Here is a 20,974-nt window from a genome sequence, read left to right as displayed (position 1 = left end):
GGGTACGCGGGCCGCTGGCTTGCATCCTGCACTCGTTCGCTGGGTGTGGCGGGTATTCTAACCATCCCAGCAAAACATTTCAGCGAATCTATAACAGTGATATATTATTGTTATCACCGGCAGATTAGTGCGACGCATCACAACAATCTGATAGTTCGTGCTATAATCGCTTTACCACAAGATGGAATGACCTTCCGTTGCACGGTTACAACCGAAGGAGAAGAACAATGACCAACAGTTTTGGCGCCCGCTCGACCCTCACAGTCGGCGACCGCACCTACGAAATCTACCGACTTGACGCGCTGACTGCCCACGGCGTCAATCTTGCTCGTCTACCCTATTCGTTGCGTATTCTGCTCGAAAACCTCCTCCGTCACGAAGATGGGCGTACCGTCACCGCCGATGACATTCTGGCACTGGCCAACTGGCAGTCCCAGGCCGAACCCGAGCGCGAAGTTGCATTTATGCCGGCGCGGGTGATTCTGCAAGACTTCACCGGCGTGCCGTGCGTGGTTGATCTGGCCGCAATGCGTGATGCGATGGCCGAGTTAGGCGGTGATCCACGTCGGATCAATCCGTTACAACCGGTTGAGCTGGTGATCGACCACTCGGTGCAGGTTGATGCGTATGGCTCAGAAGCTGCGCTGCTGATCAACAAAGACCTCGAATTTCAGCGCAACGTCGAACGCTACGCCTTCTTGCGCTGGGGGCAAACTGCGTTCGATAATTTTAAGGTTGTGCCGCCCGGCAACGGTATCGTTCACCAGGTTAATCTGGAATACCTGGCGCGTGTGGTATTTACCAGCGATGAAAATCCACGGGCGAGCGGTCCGGTGCAGGCCTACCCCGACACGCTGGTCGGCACCGACTCTCACACGACAATGATCAACGGTCTGGGCGTGCTCGGCTGGGGGGTCGGTGGTATCGAAGCTGAGGCTGCGATGCTTGGTCAGCCACTATCGATGTTGATCCCGCAGGTGGTCGGTTTCAAACTAACCGGGCAGCTCCGTGACGGGGCAACCGCGACCGATCTGGTGTTAACCGTGACCCAAATGCTGCGCAAGTTGGGCGTAGTCGGGAAGTTCGTCGAGTTCTTCGGCCCTGGTCTGGCGAATCTGCCGCTGGCTGACCGCGCTACAATTGCGAATATGGCGCCAGAGTATGGTGCAACCTGTGGTATCTTCCCGGTTGACGAAGAGACGCTGCGCTATCTGCGCTTCTCTGGGCGCAGCGAAGAGCGGGTTGCGCTGGTCGAGGCCTACTTCAAAGAGCAGGGTCTCTTCCACGATGAGCATACCCCAGAGGCCGAGTACTCGACCATTCTTGAACTCGATCTGGGGACCGTCGAACCGAGTGTGGCCGGCCCGAAGCGTCCGGAGGGTCGGGTACCGCTGTACGATGTCAATCGTACCTTCCACCTGGCAGTACCGTCGATCATTAACCCATCACAGCCCGATACGGCACTCTCAGCGGCAGATTTTGCAGCGACAGCGGTCGCAGTCCCCGGTACCGATTACAAACTCCACCACGGTTCGGTTGTTATCGCCGCCATCACATCTTGCACCAACACTTCTAACCCGTCGGTGATGGTTGCAGCCGGTCTCCTTGCCAAAAAAGCTGTCGAAGCCGGTTTGACAGTGAAGCCGTGGGTGAAGACCTCACTCGCTCCCGGCTCAAAGGTTGTTACCGAGTATCTGACGAACGCGGGCCTGATGCCCTACCTCGAAGCTCTCCGCTTCCACGTCGTTGGCTACGGCTGCACCACTTGTATCGGCAACTCCGGGCCACTGGCACCTGAGATCAGCCAGACGATTGAACAGGCTGGTCTGGTAGCAGTCTCTGTACTTTCGGGCAACCGTAACTTCGAGGGTCGTGTGCAGCAAGATGTAAAAGCGAACTACCTGATGTCGCCGCCCCTGGTCGTAGCTTACGCCATTGCCGGTCGAATCGATATCGATCTGGATAAAGAACCGCTTGGGATCGGAAAAGACGGCAAACCCGTCTACCTGCGCGACATCTGGCCGTCGCAAGCCGAAGTGCAGCAGACGATCGAAACGGCGATCCAGTCGGATATGTACTGCCGTTCGTATGCCAGCGTGTTTGTTGGCGATGAACGGTGGGAAAACATTCCAGTACCGGCAGGTGATCGTTTTGCCTGGGATCCGCAGAGTACGTATGTGCGCCGTCCCCCCTACTTCGACCGGATGAGTCCAACGCCGCCTGAGCGGGTTGCCGAAATTCATGGGGCGCGAGTGCTGGCGTTCCTGGGTGATAGCATCACGACCGACCATATCAGCCCGGCCGGAAGTATCAAAGTCAACTCACCCGCTGGCAAGTATTTGATCGAGCATGGCGTTGCTCCGGCCGATTTCAACAGCTACGGCGCCCGTCGTGGCAACCACGAGGTCATGGTGCGCGGCACATTCGCCAATGTGCGGCTGCGCAATAAACTGGCGCCGGGTACGGAGGGCGGCTTTACAACCTACCTGCCCACCGGCGAAGTAATGACCATCTACGATGCAGCGATGCGCTATCAGGCCGACGGTACACCGCTGATCGTGATTGCCGGGAAAGAATACGGCAATGGTTCGTCACGTGACTGGGCTGCGAAAGGCCCCTACCTCCAGGGCGTCAAGGCAGTGATCGCCGAGAGTTTCGAGCGCATCCATCGCTCGAATCTGGTGGGTATGGGGATTGTGCCGTTGCAATTTATGCCGGGAGAAAATGCGGCCAGTCTCGGTCTGACCGGTCATGAGGTGTACGACGTGATTGGTCTGGCCGATGCAATCGCCAGTGGCTTCGCTCAGGGTCGCGTGCTGACGGTACGTGCGACCGCCGACGATGGAACAGTGCGCGAGTTCCAGACTCGTGTGCGCATTGACACACCGCAAGAGATCGAATACTACCGCCATGGCGGTATCTTGCAATATGTGCTGCGACAGTTGCTGGCCGAAGACAGGCAGGGTTAAGCAGGCTGGAAGCGCGGGCCTCTGGCCCGCGTTCGGTAGTTTTCCCCATCCGTGATGGTCGGGGCACGGCATTGCCGTGCCCCTACAGACGTATCAGGTACCGATCAGCGAACACCTTCCAACCGATCTTCGAGATCGGCATAAATCTCGCGCAACTGCGCGAGCGTCTCTTCATCGGCCTGCCAGAAGCCACGTTCATGGGCTTCTAGCAATCGCCCGGCAATGCCGGCAGTGGCATGGGGGTTGAGGTTCGCCAACCGTTCACGCATCACCGGATCGAGTAGATACGTCTCGGCAACACCCTGGTAAACCCAGCCTTCGACCGCCTGAGCCGTGGCACTCCAGCCGTAGGTATTACTGACCCGAATTTCAATCTCGTGGACACCCTCGTAGCCATGCTTGAGCATCCCCTCGTACCATTTCGGGTTGAGTAGTTTGGCCCGGCTTTCCAGTCGCACAACTTGTTCAAGCGAACGTACTCGACTTGCACCGGGCGCCACCAGCTCGGCCACCTCCCCCATTAACGCCGTCGGGCGCTCGCCACGTACCTTCTCTACACTCTTGGTCAGACCACCGAGATACTCGTAGTAGTGGTCAATGTCGCTAATGCCATTTTCTACACTGTCGATGTTCTGGAAGGTGACACTGACTGTCGCCAGCGCTCGCTCCATGAGCGCTCGCGCTTCGCGCCATTCACCACCCGGCTGGAGTGCAAAACTCTTGCGGGTGATAAACGCCTCAGCCAGTTGCGTATCCTCTTCCCAGGTACTGCTCTCGACCAGATGGTTGACATTCGCACCGTAGCTTCCAGAAGCGTTAGAGAAGACACGGGTCGCAGCCGCTTCCACGCTCAAACCCAATTCGCTGGCCTGGGCCAGCGCGTGGGCACGCACGAAGTTCTGGGTCGGCGGTTCATCAGCCGTAGCCGCCATGCGGATCGCCCGATCAAGCAGCACCGCCTGAGCCGCAAAGAGATCGCGGAAGATACCACTGACCGTCAGCACAACATCAATTCGAGGCCGACCCAATTCAGCAAGCGGAATCAACTCGACCGTCGTAATTCGTCCCAGTTCGTCAGCAACTGCTCTGGCGCCGATCAGTGCCAGGGCCTGTGCAATCCCCTCGCCCTCCGTCTTAATGTTGTCGGTGCCCCACAGTACCATGGCCACCGTTTCTGGATACGTACCCTGCTCGGCACGGATTCGCTCGAGCAGCTCGTCGGCAACAGCCATACCAGCCGAGGCAGCCGCCGGGGTCGGAATGTGGAAGGGATCAAACGCATGGATGTTTCGACCGGTCGGGACGACCGCCGGATTCCGTACTACGTCACTGCCTGGCGAAGGGAGAACATAGCCGCCATTGAGTGCCCGTAAGAGACTGCTCACTTCACGTTCGGTTGTCATGCGGCGCTGAATGTCAAGTAAATAGTTCCACAACGGCGTGAGGAGATCGGGCTGGATGTTGACATAGCGCTGTAAAGCCTGGTCGGCGGCCCGCCCAGAACCAGCCTCAACCAGGGCTGTGATAGCGGCACGGCAAATCTCCTCGATCTGACGGTAATGCTGCTGCGCTGTTGGATCATCGCGCAACCGACCGGTAAGTGCAGCGTAGTCAACCCCCAATGCTCGCCCGACAATCACTGGCAACGGATCCAGCGGTGTCTGATCGGGGCCACGCGGCACGCGAGCGAACATCGCGATCAGGGTGAGAGTGTCAATCTGTTCGGCAGCTTGAGGTGGCTCACCAAGGACATGCAGACCAACCGGGATCATCCGCTGTTCTACCTGTAGCAGTTCATGGCCTAACGCCGCCACATACGCATCGCCCTCGCCTGCGACATTCAGATTGAGCGCTTCAGCCTGAGCACGCAGATCGGCCAGCAGTGTCGGATCGGGCTGTGCATGATAGCGGTCAATGCTGTCTTTAAGCGCACGCAGGCCTTTGTACAGACCGGCTTGCTGAACTGGCGGCACCAGATAGCTGATCAACGTCGCCATCCCGCGGCGGCGAGCAATACTGCCTTCACTTGGGTTATTGACGCAATAGTAGTAAAAGTTGGGTAAGCCACCGAGCAGGCGTAGCGGCCAGCAACGGGCGCTTAACCCAGCCTGTTTGCCGGGCATAAATTCGAGTGCGCCATGCGTACCGAAATGTAACACTGCGTGGGCCTTGAAAACGTAGCGTAACCAGGCATAGTATGCAGCAAAACCGTGGTGCGGCGCGGCATCCTTACTCATCAGCAGACGAATTGGGTCACGTTCGTAGCCAAAACTCGGTTGTAAACCCACAAACACATTCCCAAACTGTCGCCCCAGAATATGCAGCCGTTTCCCGTCATTAAGCAACTCGCCAGGCGCTGGCCCCCAGTACGGTTCAATATCAACATAATCTGGGAAGAGCCGACGGTACTCTTCGACCGGTAATGAATCGGCGACATTCCCGCTCGTGCCGTAGAGCAACGCATTTCCCTCCACAACCAGACGGCGCAGATCATCGGCACTTGCCGGTAATTCGACGGTATATCCGGCTGCGTACAACGCCTGCATCAACCGAAATACACTGGTAAAGACATCGAGATAGGCAGCAGTGCCGGCATTGCCCAGGTTGGGCGGGAAATTAAACAGCGTGATCGCAATCCGGCGTTCGGCAGGCGGTGTACGACGTAGCGCAACACGGGCTGCAATGCGCTCGGCAGCCAGCTCAATTTCAGCCGGTAATGGCGTTATCGTTTCCTGATCGCGCTGCATACCACCGATCACTAGCGGATCGGTTGCACCGTCAAGTTCGGGCAGTGACACATTCAAAGCGAGTTGGAAAGGCGCGATTCCTCGATCATCGGCCTGCCACTGTTCGATCCGTTGAAAAACGAGTGGGAAGAGATCAAGTATCGGCGTATCGAGCTGGTCAAGTACAGCGCTGGCCTGTTCGGGATCGGTACTGGCCGGCCCGCCCACCAGCGCAAAACCGGTTGTATTGACCAGCAGATCAACATCAGCAACCGGTGCGTGACCCCGACGCTGTCCGGCACCGGTAAAGAACTGCTCCACGGTAGGCCGCATGTCAAGTGTCGGGCTATATGCTGCTCGTGCCTCAATCCCCCGCGCTTCGAGCGCACGGATCAATGCGTCGAGATGAGCGCGATTCCCCGACAGCGCGAAGGGGCGCATCGTCAATAGCCCAACCGTACCGTTAGGAAATGCCTGTCGTTGCTTACGTCGCCAGGCCCGATAAGTCGCCAAATCGGCAAAAGGTTCCGGCGCTGCCGGGTGAAAGAGACCCGTATCGGGAATAGCCTGCGGATCGAGTACCGGTAGCTTACCCTTATACCCCGGCACATACCGCTCGATAAACATCAGCAACAAACGACGCAGATTTTCCGGCGAACTGGCCGCCCAGAACTGATGGGCAGTGACATATGTATGAATATCGCGTGCTTTACCGGGTAAAAACTTCAGCATCTTGCTCAGGCCACGCACCAGCGACATCTGGCGTTGAATCTCGCCATGGCCGTGCTTTGGCTGAAACTGACTAAGCCACTGGCGAAAGGCACTCGGTTGCGACTCTGGCTTGGGACGCAGATCAAACTTCCCGATCCGGGTCTGCCGGATCAGCGACGGACTACTCATAATCATACAGACCGGACATGACGCCGAAGCAAGAATGTCGCTCAATGGACGCACATACTCCTCGCCGAAGAGCATCGAGCCAAAGACAAAATCGGCTCGGGCCACGGCGTGAGCCAGTCGTTCCCAATCGGCGGTGGTGTGCATATCGGGTGGCGTGAAATAGTCAATCGCCAGCCGTAGCCCGTATTCGCGCTCGATGCTCGCTGCTGCCTGCCGCAACGCAGGAGCATTGTTCGATTCAATACATAAAAACACGAAGCGCATAGCCGATCTCCTTGCAGTTTGTCGCCCGAATTACATCACATTATATGATACGTCATTATAGATATATTGTCTCAATTCGTAAAGATTCCGCATGTAGAAGGAGGGAAGTAGGTGAAGATTTGGCAACCAGACCTGTTCAGTAGAGATGGAAGGTGAAAGATGAGATGCTACACCCCTACATATCGCCTGTGTTTCGGTCATTTTGCGGTATAATTTCAAAGCATCCACTTGACAGCACGTCAGGGATGATGTATAGTTGTGATTGAAAAGGTTGTAAGTAAAACAATGCCGAACACAACTATTACCGCACGGAGTAGCAAGAAAGAGACCCTCCCAGATGCTCTGTTGCTATTCGCTAAATAGCGACAATCCCTTCTCTCCCATGGTGACATGTTATCTCTTGCTGCTCGCGACGTTCACCGGCTGAGTTTAGAAAAGGAGGTGGTGCGTTCACAGCAGATGAACCCAACAAGGAAGCAGGTAGATTGACGGTTTTTTGTTCGTGATGTCAGATTCTCGTTGTCATACTGTTGTCATGGTAGACACAGTCTAAGGAGTACAACCGTGAGTGCAATGAAGCGTGCATTAATTGCTCTGTTCCTCACCGCAGCCATGATGCTAGCGGCATGTGGCTCGAATCAACAGACTACCCAACCAACTGCTGCTCCGGCTGAGCAGCCGACCACTGCTCCCGCTGCGCAACCGACTACCGCTCCTGCTGCGCAACAGGTTACCATCCGTATCTGGCACCAGTGGGATGGTGCTTATCTGACGGCAATTGAGCAAGCGTTCCGCGATTACGAAGCCTCGCACCCCAACGTCAAGATTGACCTCTCGAAGCCTGAAGATGTCAGCAATGCGCTGAACGTTGCCATTCCGGCTGGTGAGGGTCCCGACATTATCGGCTGGGCCAACGACCAGATCGGTCAGCAGGCGTTGGTCGGTAATATTGTCGCGCTCAACGACTACGGGATCACCGAAGATTTCTTGCGCAGCACCTACGAGCCGGCGGCTGTGAACGGTGTTGTCTGGCAGGGTAAGATTTGGGCATTGCCAGAGACCCAAGAAGGTATTGCCCTGATCTACAACAAGGCAGTCATTGGCAATATGAAGCTGCCGACCAGCCTTGACGAGTTGTTGCAGATGGCCAAAGATTTCCGTGCGGCCAACCCTGACAAGACGCTCGTTTGCAATCAGGGCTTCGGCGGTAATGATGCCTATCACGTTGCACCGATCTACTTTGGCTACGGCGTACCGAGCTATGTTGATGATGAAGGAAAGGTGTACGTCAACACCCCCGAGATGATCAAGGGTGGTGAGTGGCTGGCCGAGATGAGCAAGGTCTCGTTCAGCGAGCAGAGCTACGACATCTGCAAGGCAGCGTTAGCCGAGGGCAAAACTGCGATGTGGTGGACCGGCCCGTGGGCTATCGCCGGTATTGAGCAGGATGGTGTTGACTACGGGATTCTGCCGCTGGGCAAGCCGTTTGTCGGTATTAAGACGCTGATGTTGACCCGCAATGCGGTCGAGCGTGGCAACGCCGAGGTCGCACTGGATATCATGAAGTATTTCACCAGTGCTGAGGTGCAGGCGAAGCTGGCGTTAACGAACAAGACGGTACCGGCAGCCACAGCAGCCTTGAAGAATCCAGAGGTAGCAGCTCTACCGACCCTGGCCGGTTTCGGTGCGGCGCTCAACCAGGGTGTACCGATGGCAAATACTCCCTATGCTTCAGCCCAATGGGGGCCGGTTGGTGAGGCAAGCGTTGCCATTTGGACCGGTGCGCAGACTCCGGCTGAAGCCCTGGCAGCAGCCCAGAAGGCGATTGAAGATGCGATCAAGCAGATGAAGTAGCGGTATTGAGGCGAGCAACGCAGCTTGTTTCGCTCTGGTCGTTAACATCGCTGAATACGGTGAGCCGGACGTACAGTCCGGCTCACGCACACTACCTGTCGCGCCGGTCAGGCGCCCGGTAGCCAACGGATGGCTATCCGGCTGCTTCCAGTGAGGTATGCACATGGTGTCTTGGTCTAAGCGCCGCAAAATTCTTACCGTTCTTCTCTTCACCGGCCCCACCATTGTTGGTATTTTACTGTTCAATATCTACCCCATTTTGTTAAGCGTTTACACCTCCTTTACCAATCGTAATCGTTTTCGCCCTAATCCCGATTGTGAGGTGTTCCTCACCGGTATCCTCGATCCCCTGTGTTGGCCGCAGTTTCGTACCAGTGCACCGGTTGGATTGGGGCAACCGTACCGGCTACAAGACCCAATCTTCGCAAACTATGCCAATCTGATTGGCAATCTCTTTACGCCGGAAGTGTTGGGGGCGGTGGCAGCTATCTTCCTCTGTTTTGTGCCGCTGATCGCCGCCTCCTTCATCAATCGTCGCTTGAGTCAGATGCTGGAACCACCGGTCGCTCCGTCGGTGGTCTGGCTTAGCGCATTGGTGCTGGGTTTTATTCTGGCAGCCGTGATCAATGTTGCCAATGCTTATGAGACGCTGATGCGCAGCGGCGATTTTGTAGTGGTTGTCTTCCGGACTCTGCTCTTTGTGATTGCCCGCGTGCCCTTTAGTTTTGTGCTGGGCCTTACCTTTGCACTCATCTTAAATAGTGATTATCTGCCCGGCCGTACCTTGTTTCGGGTGTTGCTTTTCGTGCCCTGGGCTGCTTCGTCACTGGCGATTTTGATGGCGTTGATCTGGCAGTTCTTCTTCCGCGAACAGGGTACGATCAATCAGGTGCTCGCCCTCTTTGGGATCAATGGTCCGTCGTGGCTGCGTGATCCGGTCAGTGCGTTTGCGATTGTGGTGCTGGTCGATACCTGGTTCTCGTATCCGTTCTTTATGATCGTCATCCTGGGCGCACTTCAGGCGGTACCTCGTGATGTGTATGAAGCGGCTGAACTTGACGGTGCATCGTGGTGGCAGCAGCTCACCCGCATTACCTTACCTTTGATTCGGCCGGCTGTTTTACCGGCAACAGTACTGACCTCGATCACAGCATTTCAGATGTTTGGCACGGTCTGGGCAATTACGCAGGGCGGCCCGGTCAATGAGGTTGGTCGTCCTGGTGCAACTGAATTCGTGATTGTGTATGCGTATAAGCAAATCTTTCAAACCCAAAACTACGGTAACGCAACGGCCTTTGCGGTGATCCTTTTCATCTTCCTCTTCACGGTGACGCTCTACAGTCTGCGGCTGACACGCATCACGAAAGGGGCCTACGAGTCATGATCCGTAAACCTTCACGATCGGTTCAGATCTTGCAATACACCATTCTCATTCTGGGTGTGCTGTTCGCCATCTACCCGCTGTGGTTCGCGTTCCTTGCTTCGGGACGTACCGGTGACCGGCTCTACACCCTCAACCTGCTCGGCATGTTTATTCCAACCGAATGGACGTTTGAGAACTACCGGGCGATGATTTTTGACCGGCCATTATTGACGTGGCTACGTAACAGTATTTATGTTGCCGGGGTAACGACCGTAGCCTCTCTCGTTATTACGACGTCAGCAGCGTTTGCTTTTTCGCGCTTTAAGTTTTACGGTCGTGAGTTTGCGCTGATTTTACTCCTGGCAATTCAAACCTTCCCCGGCGTGTTGAGCCTGGTAGCAGTTGCACAGTTGCTGACGGCACTTGGTTTGTACGGTAAACACGAAGGGTTGATCCTGGCCTATACGACCGGAACGTTGGTCTTTAGCACCTGGAATATGAAGGGCTACTTCGATACCATTCCGATTGAGCTGGAAGAAGCGGCAATGATCGATGGTTGTGGCCCAATTCAATCGTTTATCTTAATTGCCTTGCCTCTGGCGCGACCGGCATTGGCAGTCACGGCACTGCTCGGTTTTCTCGCCGGTTGGGGCGATTTCATTTTTGCGTCGGTGTTGGTGCCAGCACCGGATAGCATGAAGCTGGTCGTACCTGGTTTGTTCAGCCTGGCTAATAGCCAGAGTGTCCCATGGGGGAATTTCGCCGCCGGTGGCTTGCTGATCATTCTACCGACCATTATTGTCTTCCTGTCGCTCCAGCGTTTCCTGGTATCGGGATTAACGGTTGGCGGCGTAAAGGGATGAGCCGACGTGAAGCCAGTTCCATTGCGCGGCTGGTTGCTCGCTGTGATTGTACTGGCCGCGTTACTCAGATTATGGGCTGCACTGACACTACCGGTTGATTTTGATGAGCCGGTCTATGTTGGTGCAGCACTCGATTATGCGCGTCTGATCCGTCAGGGCGATTGGGTTGGCGTGATCGACTACCCCGGCAACCGGCAACATCCAGCGTTGCACAAGCTGATCTATGCCGGTGGTGCGCTGTTGCTCGGTGATGCGGCAAATCAAACCACGGTGCTCTATGCGGCCCGCCTGATCGCAGCTCTTCTCGGCACTGCTGCTGTCGCATTGCTCGCATATACCGCCGGGCCGCTGGCCGCTGGTTTACTCGCCTTCCACACGCTGACGATTAAATATACTGCGCAGGCCTATCTGGAGGCCTGGCCGCTGACACTTTCCATTGCTGCGGTGAGCGCCTGGGAATACGCCGGACGGGACGAATCTGCCCGGCAGCGGTTATGGTGGTACGCCGGCGCAGTGGCCTGGGGATTGGCAACGGCAGCCAAGATGAATTATGCGCTGGTCGCTGCACCTGCAATGGTATTCCTGCTTGTCGAACGAGGCCAATGGCGTCGTTTGCCGGGGTTGGCAGGTGTCGCTACCCTGACGTTCGTGATTGCGAATCCAACCCTTTGGCACCACCCACTGGAACGGCTGGCAGCCATGGCCGGCTTCTGGATGACGTACACCCAGGGGCACGAAGTGCAGGCGGCCAACTATCCGTGGTATCAACCGATTGTCTGGCTGGCAACGGCTCCGGCTGTTGGCTGGCATCCAGAAGTATTCTTTGGACCAGGCCTTGATCCATGGCTGACACTACTGGCATTGATAGCGCTTCCTGCTGCATGGCGCGATCCCCAACGCCGGTATCTAGTCGTCTGGTTGGTGGGCGGCGTACTTCTGTTGCTCGTCTGGCCGACGAAGTGGCCGCAGTACACTTTGACCTTGGTCGTGCCAATTGTCAGACTGGCAGCACCGGTTATTATGCGCCTCGTCACATGGCTGCACGATTTCAACGATTATTGGGGTTGGAGTACGTTAATGGCGCTTCGTCCACCACGTGCAGCATTGATTATGTTAAGTTTGTTTATCGGTTTCATTGCCACTGTCTACGCTACTGCCCTGGTCACAGTCTCTATCGGCAGCATCGGCTGGCGCTCAATCTCGGCGGGTCATGGCGGCTTACCGTCAGGCGCTATCTACGCTATTCAGCCGTTGCGTGATGGTCGGGTTGCTCTTGGGGGTGAAGCCGGGGTGACGATCTGGCAGGCGCCGGTTGTTAGCGAAGACCCACCGCGCTGGTATCATCTCCCGCTCGGCCACGTGTACGCGCTGACCGAAACTTCCGCCGGTTTGTGGGTCGCAAGTGATCGCGGGTTGGCGCTGGTACGCGAGAACAATAACTGGGAATGGCAGACCCCACCCCTACCACTGCACGCTGAGGTATTGGTACGTACCGTTGCAGGCGGGCCAGATGGAACGATCTGGATTGGAACGAATGCTGGTGGAGCTGTACGGAGGAACGATGGGCAGTGGCAGCCGTTGCCACAGGCTGCACAGGGTGGGATGGTGATCGCCATTGCTATTGATCCGAAGGGTGCAGTCTGGTTTGGCGGCATCGGTGTGGTGAGCCGCTACATACCGGCCAGCGACACCTGGCAACATTTTGCGCGGGATGATGGCTTTGCCAGTGCTGGTGTTGCAGCGATTCTGGTCGATCAGCGTGGAAACGTATGGGCAGCAACCCTGGGCAATGGCCTGGCTCGCTGGAACGGGGTACACTGGGAATGGCTCACCACTGCCAATCGTCAGTTACCGGCGCAGACCATCACCACCTTGCTTGAGGCGGCCTCCGGTGAGCTATGGGTCGGCGCTGCTCGTCCACTAACGACCGGAGGTTTTTTGCTGCGCTACGACGGACAAACGTGGCATCACTATCTGCCGCGCAATTCTGGGTTTACCGGCGCCGAACCACTGGCGTTGGCGATTGATCAATCGAACGTTCTGTGGATTGGGACACGGGCCGATGGTGTGTTAACTTATCAGTTGACACCCTGGCAAGGAAAAACATTCCTGTTCTGGTGATCGAGATGGATACGGACGAAGGATAAGCAATTATGCCAATACATCGCCATCATGTTGCGAGTCGTTATGTCGTGTCACGGCCAATCAATGTCTGGATACCGGCAGGAATGGAAGATCAACCGTTGCCGGTGATCTATATGCACGACGGGCAAAACCTGTTCGATCCTGCGTTGCGCGCCGATGGTGAGGTGTGGGCAGTTGATCGGGCTATCGAGCAGTTGCGGGTTGAGCATCATTGGTCGGGAGCGATTGTTGTGGGCATCTGGTGCACCGACCAACGTTGGCGCGAGTATGCACCACAGCAACCTTTTGCTGCACTGCGGGCAACGCGAGGGTGGACGCAGATTGTTGAGCGGATGGGTGGCGAGCCTGTCTCCGATTCCTACCTGGCTTTTCTGGTAGAAGAGGTGAAGCCTTTTATCGACACCCACTATCGAACCCTTCCCGATGCCGCGAACACCTTTTTGATGGGATCAAGCATGGGTGGTTTGATCTCACTGTACGGTGTCTGTCGCTATCCTGACCTGTTTGCTGGCGCCGGATGCCTCTCAACCCACTGGCCGGCGGGTGGCAACATCCTGGTTGATGAGCTGGCAGCACTCTTACCGCCACCGGGGCGGCATCGCTTCTACTTTGATTATGGCACAGTTGGTTTAGATGCCGAGTATGAACCGTTTCAGCAGCGCATGGATCAACATTTGATACGGGCCGGTTACCGCTTCGGACACGACTGGCTGACCCGTAGGTTTCCCGGTGCTGCCCACAATGAAGCGGCCTGGCGGGCACGGGTAGCCGATGTCATCGCGTTTCTGGTTATGGGTCACGTTACCGGTGGCTAGCTCAATCCCTTTCGTAAGAACACTCATTTGCGTCAAGGGGAACGTATGCGACGAATACGCTGGTTGTTGGGTGTCATTGGGCTGGGATTGGTGCTCATAAGTGTTCTGGTTGGGGGAGCGATGTTCTGGTTCAGAGGAGAAACACAACCGATAGCCGTGTGGGAGATTGGCGACATCCGTTCAGCCGCTTTCTCAGGTAATGATCAACTGGTGGTTGCCGGTAGTGATCAGACCACCATCCGGCATGTGCCCAACAACCAGATTCTCAAAATCATCCCGACAGGTGGCTATCTTGCCGTTCATCCCAATCGCACGTTGATCGCGCTCGGTCGGCAGGGACAGGTTGTACTCTACGATCTTGAGCGTGATGAGCGGATCGCAACCCTGGATTGCTGGCCATCGGATCGTTCCATCTATCCGATGAGTCTGGCCTTTTCGCCAGACGGATTGCTCTTAGCGGTAAGCGAGGCGTACCACAGTCGCGGGCCGGAAGTGCAGCTCTGGCATGTCGAGTCCCGACTTCAAGTTGATACAATCCGGATCGATGACAACGAGGCGAGTGTGATCCAGACAGTAGCCTTTAGTCCTGATGGTGCGTATCTGGTTGCCGGCACCGGTCCGCGTGGCGTCTGGCTGATCGATGTCGCTCAGCGTAGGGTCGAGCGGGAAGTTCAGCCTTATCCAACCGGTAGCATTGCTTTTTCACCAGATGGTTCACGCCTGATATTAGGTGGGAAGACGATCCGCGCTTACGATACCTCAACCTGGAATCTCGTATACGAGCTTACGTTTCCCGATCCAGTCCGAGATTGTCCCGCACCAGAAGAGTTCTTCCTTTCCAGCATGCACGTAGCTGTGAGTCCTGATGGGCGCTGGCTGGCGACCCCTGATCGTTTGCCGCCATCTGATAGCTTCTCGTGGTTCGAGCCAGGCCCTCCGCGACAGACCATTGCCGTCCGTCGGTTGACAGACGGCCAGCGGCGACACATTCTGAGCGGCAGCCCTATCCGTTTACACCAGCTTCACTTTAGTCCTGATGGTCAATGGTTGATCGATGTCGGACTGAGCGCCATCAGAGTTTGGCCGGTAGCGGATTAGTGCGATGGGGAAGGAAAGAACACGGTTTATCACGAACCTGTCATCTCCCTCTGGGCAAAAAAGTGATATAGTAGCCAACGGTAAATGCTATGACGCGCTGGAACAGGGTTTTAACGGTTTCCAGTGCCGGTGCTGCGGCGCATGCTTGGTGTCCCTCACCTTCCCCCAATCACCTTCCGCTCCTCCATGGGGAGAGGAAAGGGGAACGTGAGAGGCTGGCGAGGAAGAATGTTGGCAACCCATCCCATCATAGGCACACGGGCAAGGTACGTGCCCAATGAAACGTTTTTGATCAGGCTCTAGGATGCAGACACAATCTCTCTGACGCACCGGTACTAATCCCGATGGAGTAATTGCGATGTACGATGTTGCGAAGCTCTACAGTGCATTTGAACAGTATTTCGGTCAACCACCGACTCGTATTGCCCGTGCACCTGGTCGTGTTAACCTGATCGGTGAACACACCGACTATAACGATGGGTTTGTGCTCCCGATGGCGCTGGATCGGGCTACCTACGTAGCGGCCCGACCACGGCCGGATCGAGTGGTGCGGGTTTTCAGTATAAAGTTTCGCGAGGAAGATCAGTTTGACCTCGATCAGGTTGTGCGCGATGAGCGTCGGCAGTGGGTGAATTACATTCGCGGCGTTGTGAAGGGGTTGCAGGCACGTGATCTGCCCTTGCAGGGCGCCGATCTTATGATCGATAGTGATCTGCCGTCGGGGAGTGGTCTTTCATCGTCGGCAGCGTTGGAAGTGGCAGTCGGGTATACGTTTCAGCTTCTGAATAACATCAACCTGCTGGGTGAAGAGCTGGCGCTCGTTGCGCAGGGAGCTGAACATACGTTTGTTGGGGTCAAGTGTGGCATTATGGATCAATTGGTTGCCGCGCTGGGTGAAGCCGGTCACGCCCTGCTCATCGACTGTCGTGATCTGAGCTACCGTCCGATTCCCATCCCGGCGCAGGCTTGTGTGGTCGTGTGTGACAGTGGCGTGCGGCACCGGCTGGCCGGATCGGAGTACAACCAGCGGCGCGCCGGCTGCGAGGAGGCAGTACGCTTGCTCAGACCGGCGCTGGGCAAGATTCAGGCCTTACGCGATGTGCGTTCAGCCGATTTGGCAGTGTATGGAAACCTGCTACCACCTGATCTCCTGCCACTGGCTCGCCACGTGGTGAGCGAGAATGAACGTACCTTGGCCGCAGCCGATGCGCTTGCCGCTGGCGATCTGACCAAGATGGGCCAATTGATGATCACCTCCCACATCAGTCTCCGTGACGATTATCGGGTCAGTATCGCCGAACTCGATATACTTGTCGAACTGGCGCTGGCTGCTCCGGGTTGTTTTGGCAGCCGAATGACGGGCGGCGGCTTCGGTGGCAGTACTGTGTCGCTGGTTGCTGCCGATGCGGTAGACGCATTTGTTGCTGCGATGATTGACGGTTACGCGATCCGTACCGGACGAAAACTACAACCGCTGATATGCACCGCAGGCGCCGGCGTTTCGTGTGTCTATGCTGATGAGGAGTAGGGTATGTTAGGCCGCTTCTTTACGCCATTATCAGTTGCTTCAGTGCCGCTGATCTATGGTTTGAGTCATCGAGCATTGTTGCGTCTGGGGGCCACCAGCCACGAGCGACAGTTAGCCGGGATTCGTGCCCACTACTACGTCATGCCGGCCCGCGGTAGTGGTGATCTGCCGGTGTTGTTATTGCACGGGATCGCCGACCGTGCTCAGACCTGGTCGTTTGTGATGCCGCATCTGACGGAGATCGGGCCGGTGTACGCCCTCGATCTGGCCGGTTTCGGTTTAAGTGGCTTTCCGCCGGGTCAGCGTTATGCGACGATCGCGCAGCAGGTGGCGTTCGTACAAGCGATGATCCGCGACGTGATCGGCAAATCGGTGTTGTTGGTCGGTAATTCGATGGGTGGCTGGATAGCGATTCGGGTTGCGCTCGAATCGCCAGAGCTGGTGACAGGTCTGGTGCTGCTTGCGCCGGGTGGTGCGATCTTGCGCGGACGCGAGTCGTGGGAACCATTCCTGCAAACCGTCAGCCTGGCCGATAGTCGCACTGTGCGCACGGCGCTGCGTCAGATGTATGGCCGACCGCCCTTGCCCCTCTACCTGGCCGAGCATGGATTACGTTCAATTTTCCAACGCGATCCAGTTACCCAGTTCATCGCTACAATCGACGAGCGGGATATGCTCTACCCAGAGGATTTGCGGGCGGTATCAGTCCCGACAGCCCTGATTTGGGGTGAATCCGATCGATTTTTACCCCCAGAATCACGTGATTTTTTCTGTAGCAATCTGCCCAATGTGCAAGTGCTGATCTTACCCGGCTGCGGTCATATGCCACAGCAACAGCGCCCACGCCAGGTTGCCGCGTTTATCCGGCGTTTTGCGCAGGTCTTAAGAAGACAGGCGCAAACCGGTCACGCATATACTGCATCACAGCAAGAGTGATGAGGCTCACCCAAGATTAGCGCATTCTGCCGCTTTGTTGGTTGGATTGCCCTACACACGACTATTGCGAGTGATGATTTACAAGAGTGCACTGCAAAAACTCACCACGGAGCACACATAGTACACAGAGCGTGTAAAGTTTATGAATAAAAGGATAATTTTTGACCATTCAGCGCATGGAAGAAAATTTTTTTCACAACCCTATGTTCAATGAAAGATAACATTATCTTTCGTCTCTGCGATCTCCGTGGTCTCTGTGGTGGAAAGATCACCGGTTTGCAGTGGAGTCTTACAACGAAAACAGAGCGTATCGTTGCGGGAGGAAGCGACTATGATTGTATCTGGTACTCGCGAGGCACGATTGCTTGAAGTACAGCGCATTGATATTCACGGTACAATTTTTTACGATGTCACCTTCCAACACACCGGTGAAACGCAATCCATCCGTGCTCGGATTGGTGCTGAGAGTGTCTATCCCAATCCGCAGGCTGGCGATCCGGTGTTGGTCAGCTATGTGATGGGGGTGGTGACGAATATTGCGCCACGGCCGTAGACTTTTCATTATGGTTTCAGCACCAGTGCTGCGAAGCGCGCCTGGCGGCCCTCACCTTCCCCCTGGCCCCCTTCCTCTCCCCGTAGGGGATTTGATGACCCGATCATCCTGGCTGCGGTAGCGACGATGGGCTGCTGATGGTCCAAGTGATGGTTCCTCATTGCGCCAGGGTATACAACAGGCGACGGCATAGATGACTCACAATACGCGCTCGTGTGCGGGCTACCCCCCTCAATCCCCCCGCTTGCGGGGGGAAGGGGGGTGATACCGCAAGCAGGGGGGCAATACCGCTTGCGGGGGTGACAGCAAACGGGATTGGTATCAGGTAGAGCGTTAGCCCGCCTGCCCTTGCCGTTCAGCGTAACGCTCGCTATAATGAACACATCACGCTAATGTTCGCTCATCCAGGGGCCGTTTATGCCGCTAACCATAACCCTACATCGCACCGACGACAACCGCGCTGAGGTATACGTGGCCGGAGAGCACATTGCCTCCTTTGACCCAGCAGCACTGCGCCTTGATCACCCGTTCGTCAAACCACACCAACAGGCGAGCGACCCGGTTGCATACGGTCAACGATTACTGGCCGCCCTCGGCGGCGATAACCTGAAGCGGATGCTGACCGAGTTGCCGTCTGCGCCACAGCTCGAGAGCATGATCGCCCTGCACACGACCGACGCTGAACTGGCGGCGATTCCCTGGGAGTTTCTGCACAATGGAAATGAGTTTCTTATCACGCGCTACCTGCTGGTACGCGAAGTAGAGGTGCCAAACGCACTCCTTCCTGCACCGCCGCTATCTGATCAGCCATGGCGGCTGGTAGTGGTAGCGAGCAATCCCTTGCTGAAAGAGGTGTACGACGAGCAGGGAAGACAGTGTGATTGGCAGCTCATGGCGCCCCTGCCGGTAGAGCATGAACTCGATCTGCTGCGTGACGATTTCCAGAAGCAGCGATTGCACCTGCGTTGGCAGCAGATTGCCCCCACCCGCTCGGCGCTGATTGATGAGCTGGCGACGATCGAGCCGCTCCTTCTTCACTTTGCCGGTCACGGTGCAGTTGTCAATGGAACGCCAGTACTGTATTTTGACGACGGCGCCGGGAAGCTCGATCCGCAGACGGCATCTGATCTGGCGAACCATCTGCGCGGGATGGTGATGCTGGCCTTTCTCAATGCCTGCCGTACTGCCGATAGTATCGAGCCAGGGGCGAATCTGGCGCTAACCCTGGTGCAACATGGGATTCCGGTGGTGCTGGGGAATCAGTACCTAGTATTTGACGAAGCGGCAGCACCGGTCGCTCGCACCTTCTATCGGTTTCTGGCTACCGGTCTCCATCCGGCGCAAGCCCTCTATCGGGCGCGCCTCCAGCTTCAGAGTCATCGGCGTAATGAGCCGCTGGCGTGGGCTGTACCGGTACTCTACCTGGCGCGGGGCTACCAATGGCCTAAACCGCCTGTTGGGAACCAGCACCAGCCCCCGCCGCCCATTGAACCGCCGCGCCCCGCAATCAGCGCCCTGAACGCCCCCGATTACGCAACCGGCGCCTTTGTCGGCCGCCAGCAAGAATTGTACGAGCTGGCCCGGCTCTTCGTTCACGACCAGAAACGGATTGTGACCATTCGTGGCACCGGCGGGATCGGCAAAACAGCGCTGGCAGCAGCGCTGGCCCATCGCTTGCGCTTCTTCTTCGACGACGGCATCGTTGCCCTGAGCCTGGTTCTCCCTGGCGAGCACGCCACCCTCGCTGCCGCGACCGTGCGTCGCCAACTGGCAATGGCGCTTGGTATCGACGTGAAGGATGAAAAGTCCTGGTCTGCTGATGAGCAGGAACAGGAAGACCTGCTGATAACCACAATCCGCTCACGCCGCCGCATGCTTGTGATCTGGGACAACTACGAGACAGTGCTCTGGCGGCTAGGGCTAGAAACCGTTAACGATGACGTTGCGCCCTTTACGCCTGAACAGCGCGACGAGGCATTTGCCATCCAGCGCCTGGTACGCAAGCTGGCCGACAGCGGCGCATGGATGCTCTTTACCACCCGTCAGTCGCCGGTGGGACTGCCTGGCGAAGTGTGCTTCCCACCGATAGAGGCGGGGCAGCAGTTGGCCGGTCTGAACCCGGAAGCCAGTGTTGAACTGATGCGGCGCTGGATCAGCAAACGCACGCCCAGCGAGACGTTTCTCAGGCAACTCGCTGATGCCCTTGATCACCACCCGTTGGCCATGGTGCTGACGATCAGACGCTGGGATCGCGGGCAAGATGCCGAGAACGCCTTTCTAGAGCAGTTGGATCAGGCGTTGGCTGAAGCCAGGGATCCGGCAGCGCCGGTCTACCAGCAGACCTCGGTTGAGATAAGCGTCCGCCTATCGCTGGCAGCGCTGCCCCCTAAGCTACAAGAAGCACTGCGCTGCCTTACCATCATCGCCAATCCCAAGATTACCCCGCTCCACGCTGCGGTAGTGTGGGGGATGACAGAGGGATCACAGTGGCTGGTCGAACCGGCCCACCGCCAACTGGAAACTCTGCAACAGACCTCGCTCCTGCTGAGTCATGGCTACGACCAGGAACATAACCGCGCCCTCACCTACGCGATCCAACCGGTCATTGCCACAGTCCTCCGCAGGGACGCCCAGGCTCATGATCTCAGCGCTGCTCGTATTCGCTACGGACGGTGGGCGGCGGCACTGGTCGATCAAGCCTGCGATTCTCAACACGGCATCAATGCCAGTGCCGAACTGGCGCAGCAGATGCAGTCGCTGCTGCCCGACATTGCCGAGGCGCTGGCCGCACTGCCGATAGCAGAACGGGGCTGGGCGCTCTGGCGGGCAACGTGGGTACTCAACCGCCTGGGTGATCCGGCTACGGCCTGGCGACTGATTGAACAGGCGAACCAATTCGCCCAGGAACACAACGACGAAGCGCTGCTGAGTCGCGTCTACCACCAGCAAGCCGACCTACT

Annotated in this window: 12 protein-coding genes and 1 pseudogene; 12 read left to right on the top strand and 1 reads right to left on the bottom strand. The window is 56.8% G+C overall.

Translation table 11 applies throughout. The features are described from left to right. Together JE47_RS22210 and acnA are read left to right on the top strand one after the other, a co-directional pair. Positions 1-231 (top strand): hypothetical protein (locus JE47_RS22210; protein ID WP_236631248.1); only part of this gene is annotated, 231 nt, incomplete at its 5' end. Next, complete coding sequence (gene acnA, locus JE47_RS0114480) at positions 228-2,969, top strand: aconitate hydratase AcnA (RefSeq protein ID WP_031460442.1); 2,742 nt, start codon at positions 228-230, stop codon at positions 2,967-2,969. The genes JE47_RS22210 and acnA, both read left to right, overlap by 4 nt. 104 nt (positions 2,970-3,073) lie before the next feature. On the opposite strand, the pseudogene JE47_RS0114475 reads toward acnA, so the two are convergent. Next, positions 3,074-6,865: pseudogene (locus JE47_RS0114475) on the bottom strand (magnesium chelatase subunit H); the annotation flags it as partial. Positions 6,866-7,432: 567 nt separating this feature from the next. Between JE47_RS0114475 and JE47_RS0114470 the strand changes: the two are divergent. The 10 genes from JE47_RS0114470 to JE47_RS0114420 form a co-directional block, all read left to right on the top strand. Next, entirely contained in the window at positions 7,433-8,713 is a 1,281-nt protein-coding gene (locus JE47_RS0114470) for an extracellular solute-binding protein (protein WP_152556074.1), read from the top strand. A 163-nt stretch (positions 8,714-8,876) separates the two neighbouring features. Further along, positions 8,877-10,097 (top strand): carbohydrate ABC transporter permease, encoded by a 1,221-nt coding sequence (locus JE47_RS0114465; RefSeq protein WP_031460439.1) that lies wholly within the window; start codon positions 8,877-8,879, stop codon positions 10,095-10,097. Further along, positions 10,094-10,939, top strand: coding sequence for a sugar ABC transporter permease (locus JE47_RS0114460; RefSeq protein WP_031460438.1), 846 nt, complete (start codon positions 10,094-10,096; stop codon positions 10,937-10,939). Before JE47_RS0114465 ends, JE47_RS0114460 begins: the two co-directional genes overlap by 4 nt. A 6-nt stretch (positions 10,940-10,945) precedes the next feature. Continuing rightward, entirely contained in the window at positions 10,946-13,060 is a 2,115-nt protein-coding gene (locus JE47_RS0114455; protein WP_031460437.1) for a glycosyltransferase family 39 protein, read from the top strand. 32 nt (positions 13,061-13,092) lie between these two features. Then, positions 13,093-13,899: an alpha/beta hydrolase gene (locus JE47_RS0114450; protein ID WP_031460436.1), complete on the top strand. Its 807-nt coding sequence runs from the start codon at positions 13,093-13,095 to the stop codon at positions 13,897-13,899. A gap of 45 nt (positions 13,900-13,944) precedes the next feature. Further along, positions 13,945-14,997 carry a WD40 repeat domain-containing protein gene (locus JE47_RS0114445; RefSeq protein WP_031460435.1) on the top strand — a complete coding sequence of 351 codons (1,053 nt, stop codon included), beginning with the start codon at positions 13,945-13,947 and terminating at the stop codon, positions 14,995-14,997. Positions 14,998-15,355: 358 nt separating this feature from the next. Further along, on the top strand, positions 15,356-16,525 hold the full coding sequence (galK, locus tag JE47_RS0114440) for a galactokinase (protein ID WP_031460434.1): 1,170 nt from the start codon (positions 15,356-15,358) through the stop codon (positions 16,523-16,525). A 3-nt stretch (positions 16,526-16,528) separates the two neighbouring features. After that, positions 16,529-17,461: an alpha/beta fold hydrolase gene (locus tag JE47_RS0114435; RefSeq protein ID WP_051871173.1), complete on the top strand. Its 933-nt coding sequence runs from the start codon at positions 16,529-16,531 to the stop codon at positions 17,459-17,461. A gap of 331 nt (positions 17,462-17,792) precedes the next feature. Continuing rightward, the gene (locus JE47_RS0114430; RefSeq protein ID WP_031460432.1) at positions 17,793-18,014 is read left to right on the top strand and encodes a hypothetical protein; all 222 of its coding nucleotides are present in this window, start codon (positions 17,793-17,795) and stop codon (positions 18,012-18,014) included. A 417-nt stretch (positions 18,015-18,431) separates the two neighbouring features. Then, positions 18,432-20,974: CHAT domain-containing protein (locus JE47_RS0114420; RefSeq protein ID WP_031460431.1), on the top strand; the 2,543-nt coding region annotated here is incomplete at its 3' end.

Origin of the sequence: Chloroflexus sp. MS-G, from assembly GCF_000735195.1 — a bacterium.
Lineage (GTDB): Bacteria > Chloroflexota > Chloroflexia > Chloroflexales > Chloroflexaceae > Chloroflexus.
Note: the sequence above shows the minus strand (reverse complement) of the source record. Positions and strands in the feature narration are given on the sequence as shown.

Excerpts from the sequence above, each read along its gene's own strand:
- acnA (WP_031460442.1), top strand. The coding sequence starts at position 228 with ATGACCAACAGTTTTGGCGCCCGCTCGACCCTCACAGTCGGCGACCGC.
- JE47_RS0114470 (WP_152556074.1), top strand. The coding sequence starts at position 7,433 with ATGAAGCGTGCATTAATTGCTCTGTTCCTCACCGCAGCCATGATGCTA.
- JE47_RS0114465 (WP_031460439.1), top strand. The coding sequence starts at position 8,877 with ATGGTGTCTTGGTCTAAGCGCCGCAAAATTCTTACCGTTCTTCTCTTC.
- JE47_RS0114460 (WP_031460438.1), top strand. The coding sequence starts at position 10,094 with ATGATCCGTAAACCTTCACGATCGGTTCAGATCTTGCAATACACCATT.
- JE47_RS0114450 (WP_031460436.1), top strand. The coding sequence starts at position 13,093 with ATGCCAATACATCGCCATCATGTTGCGAGTCGTTATGTCGTGTCACGG.
- JE47_RS0114445 (WP_031460435.1), top strand. The coding sequence starts at position 13,945 with ATGCGACGAATACGCTGGTTGTTGGGTGTCATTGGGCTGGGATTGGTG.
- galK (WP_031460434.1), top strand. The coding sequence starts at position 15,356 with ATGTACGATGTTGCGAAGCTCTACAGTGCATTTGAACAGTATTTCGGT.
- JE47_RS0114435 (WP_051871173.1), top strand. The coding sequence starts at position 16,529 with ATGTTAGGCCGCTTCTTTACGCCATTATCAGTTGCTTCAGTGCCGCTG.
- JE47_RS0114430 (WP_031460432.1), top strand. The coding sequence starts at position 17,793 with ATGATTGTATCTGGTACTCGCGAGGCACGATTGCTTGAAGTACAGCGC.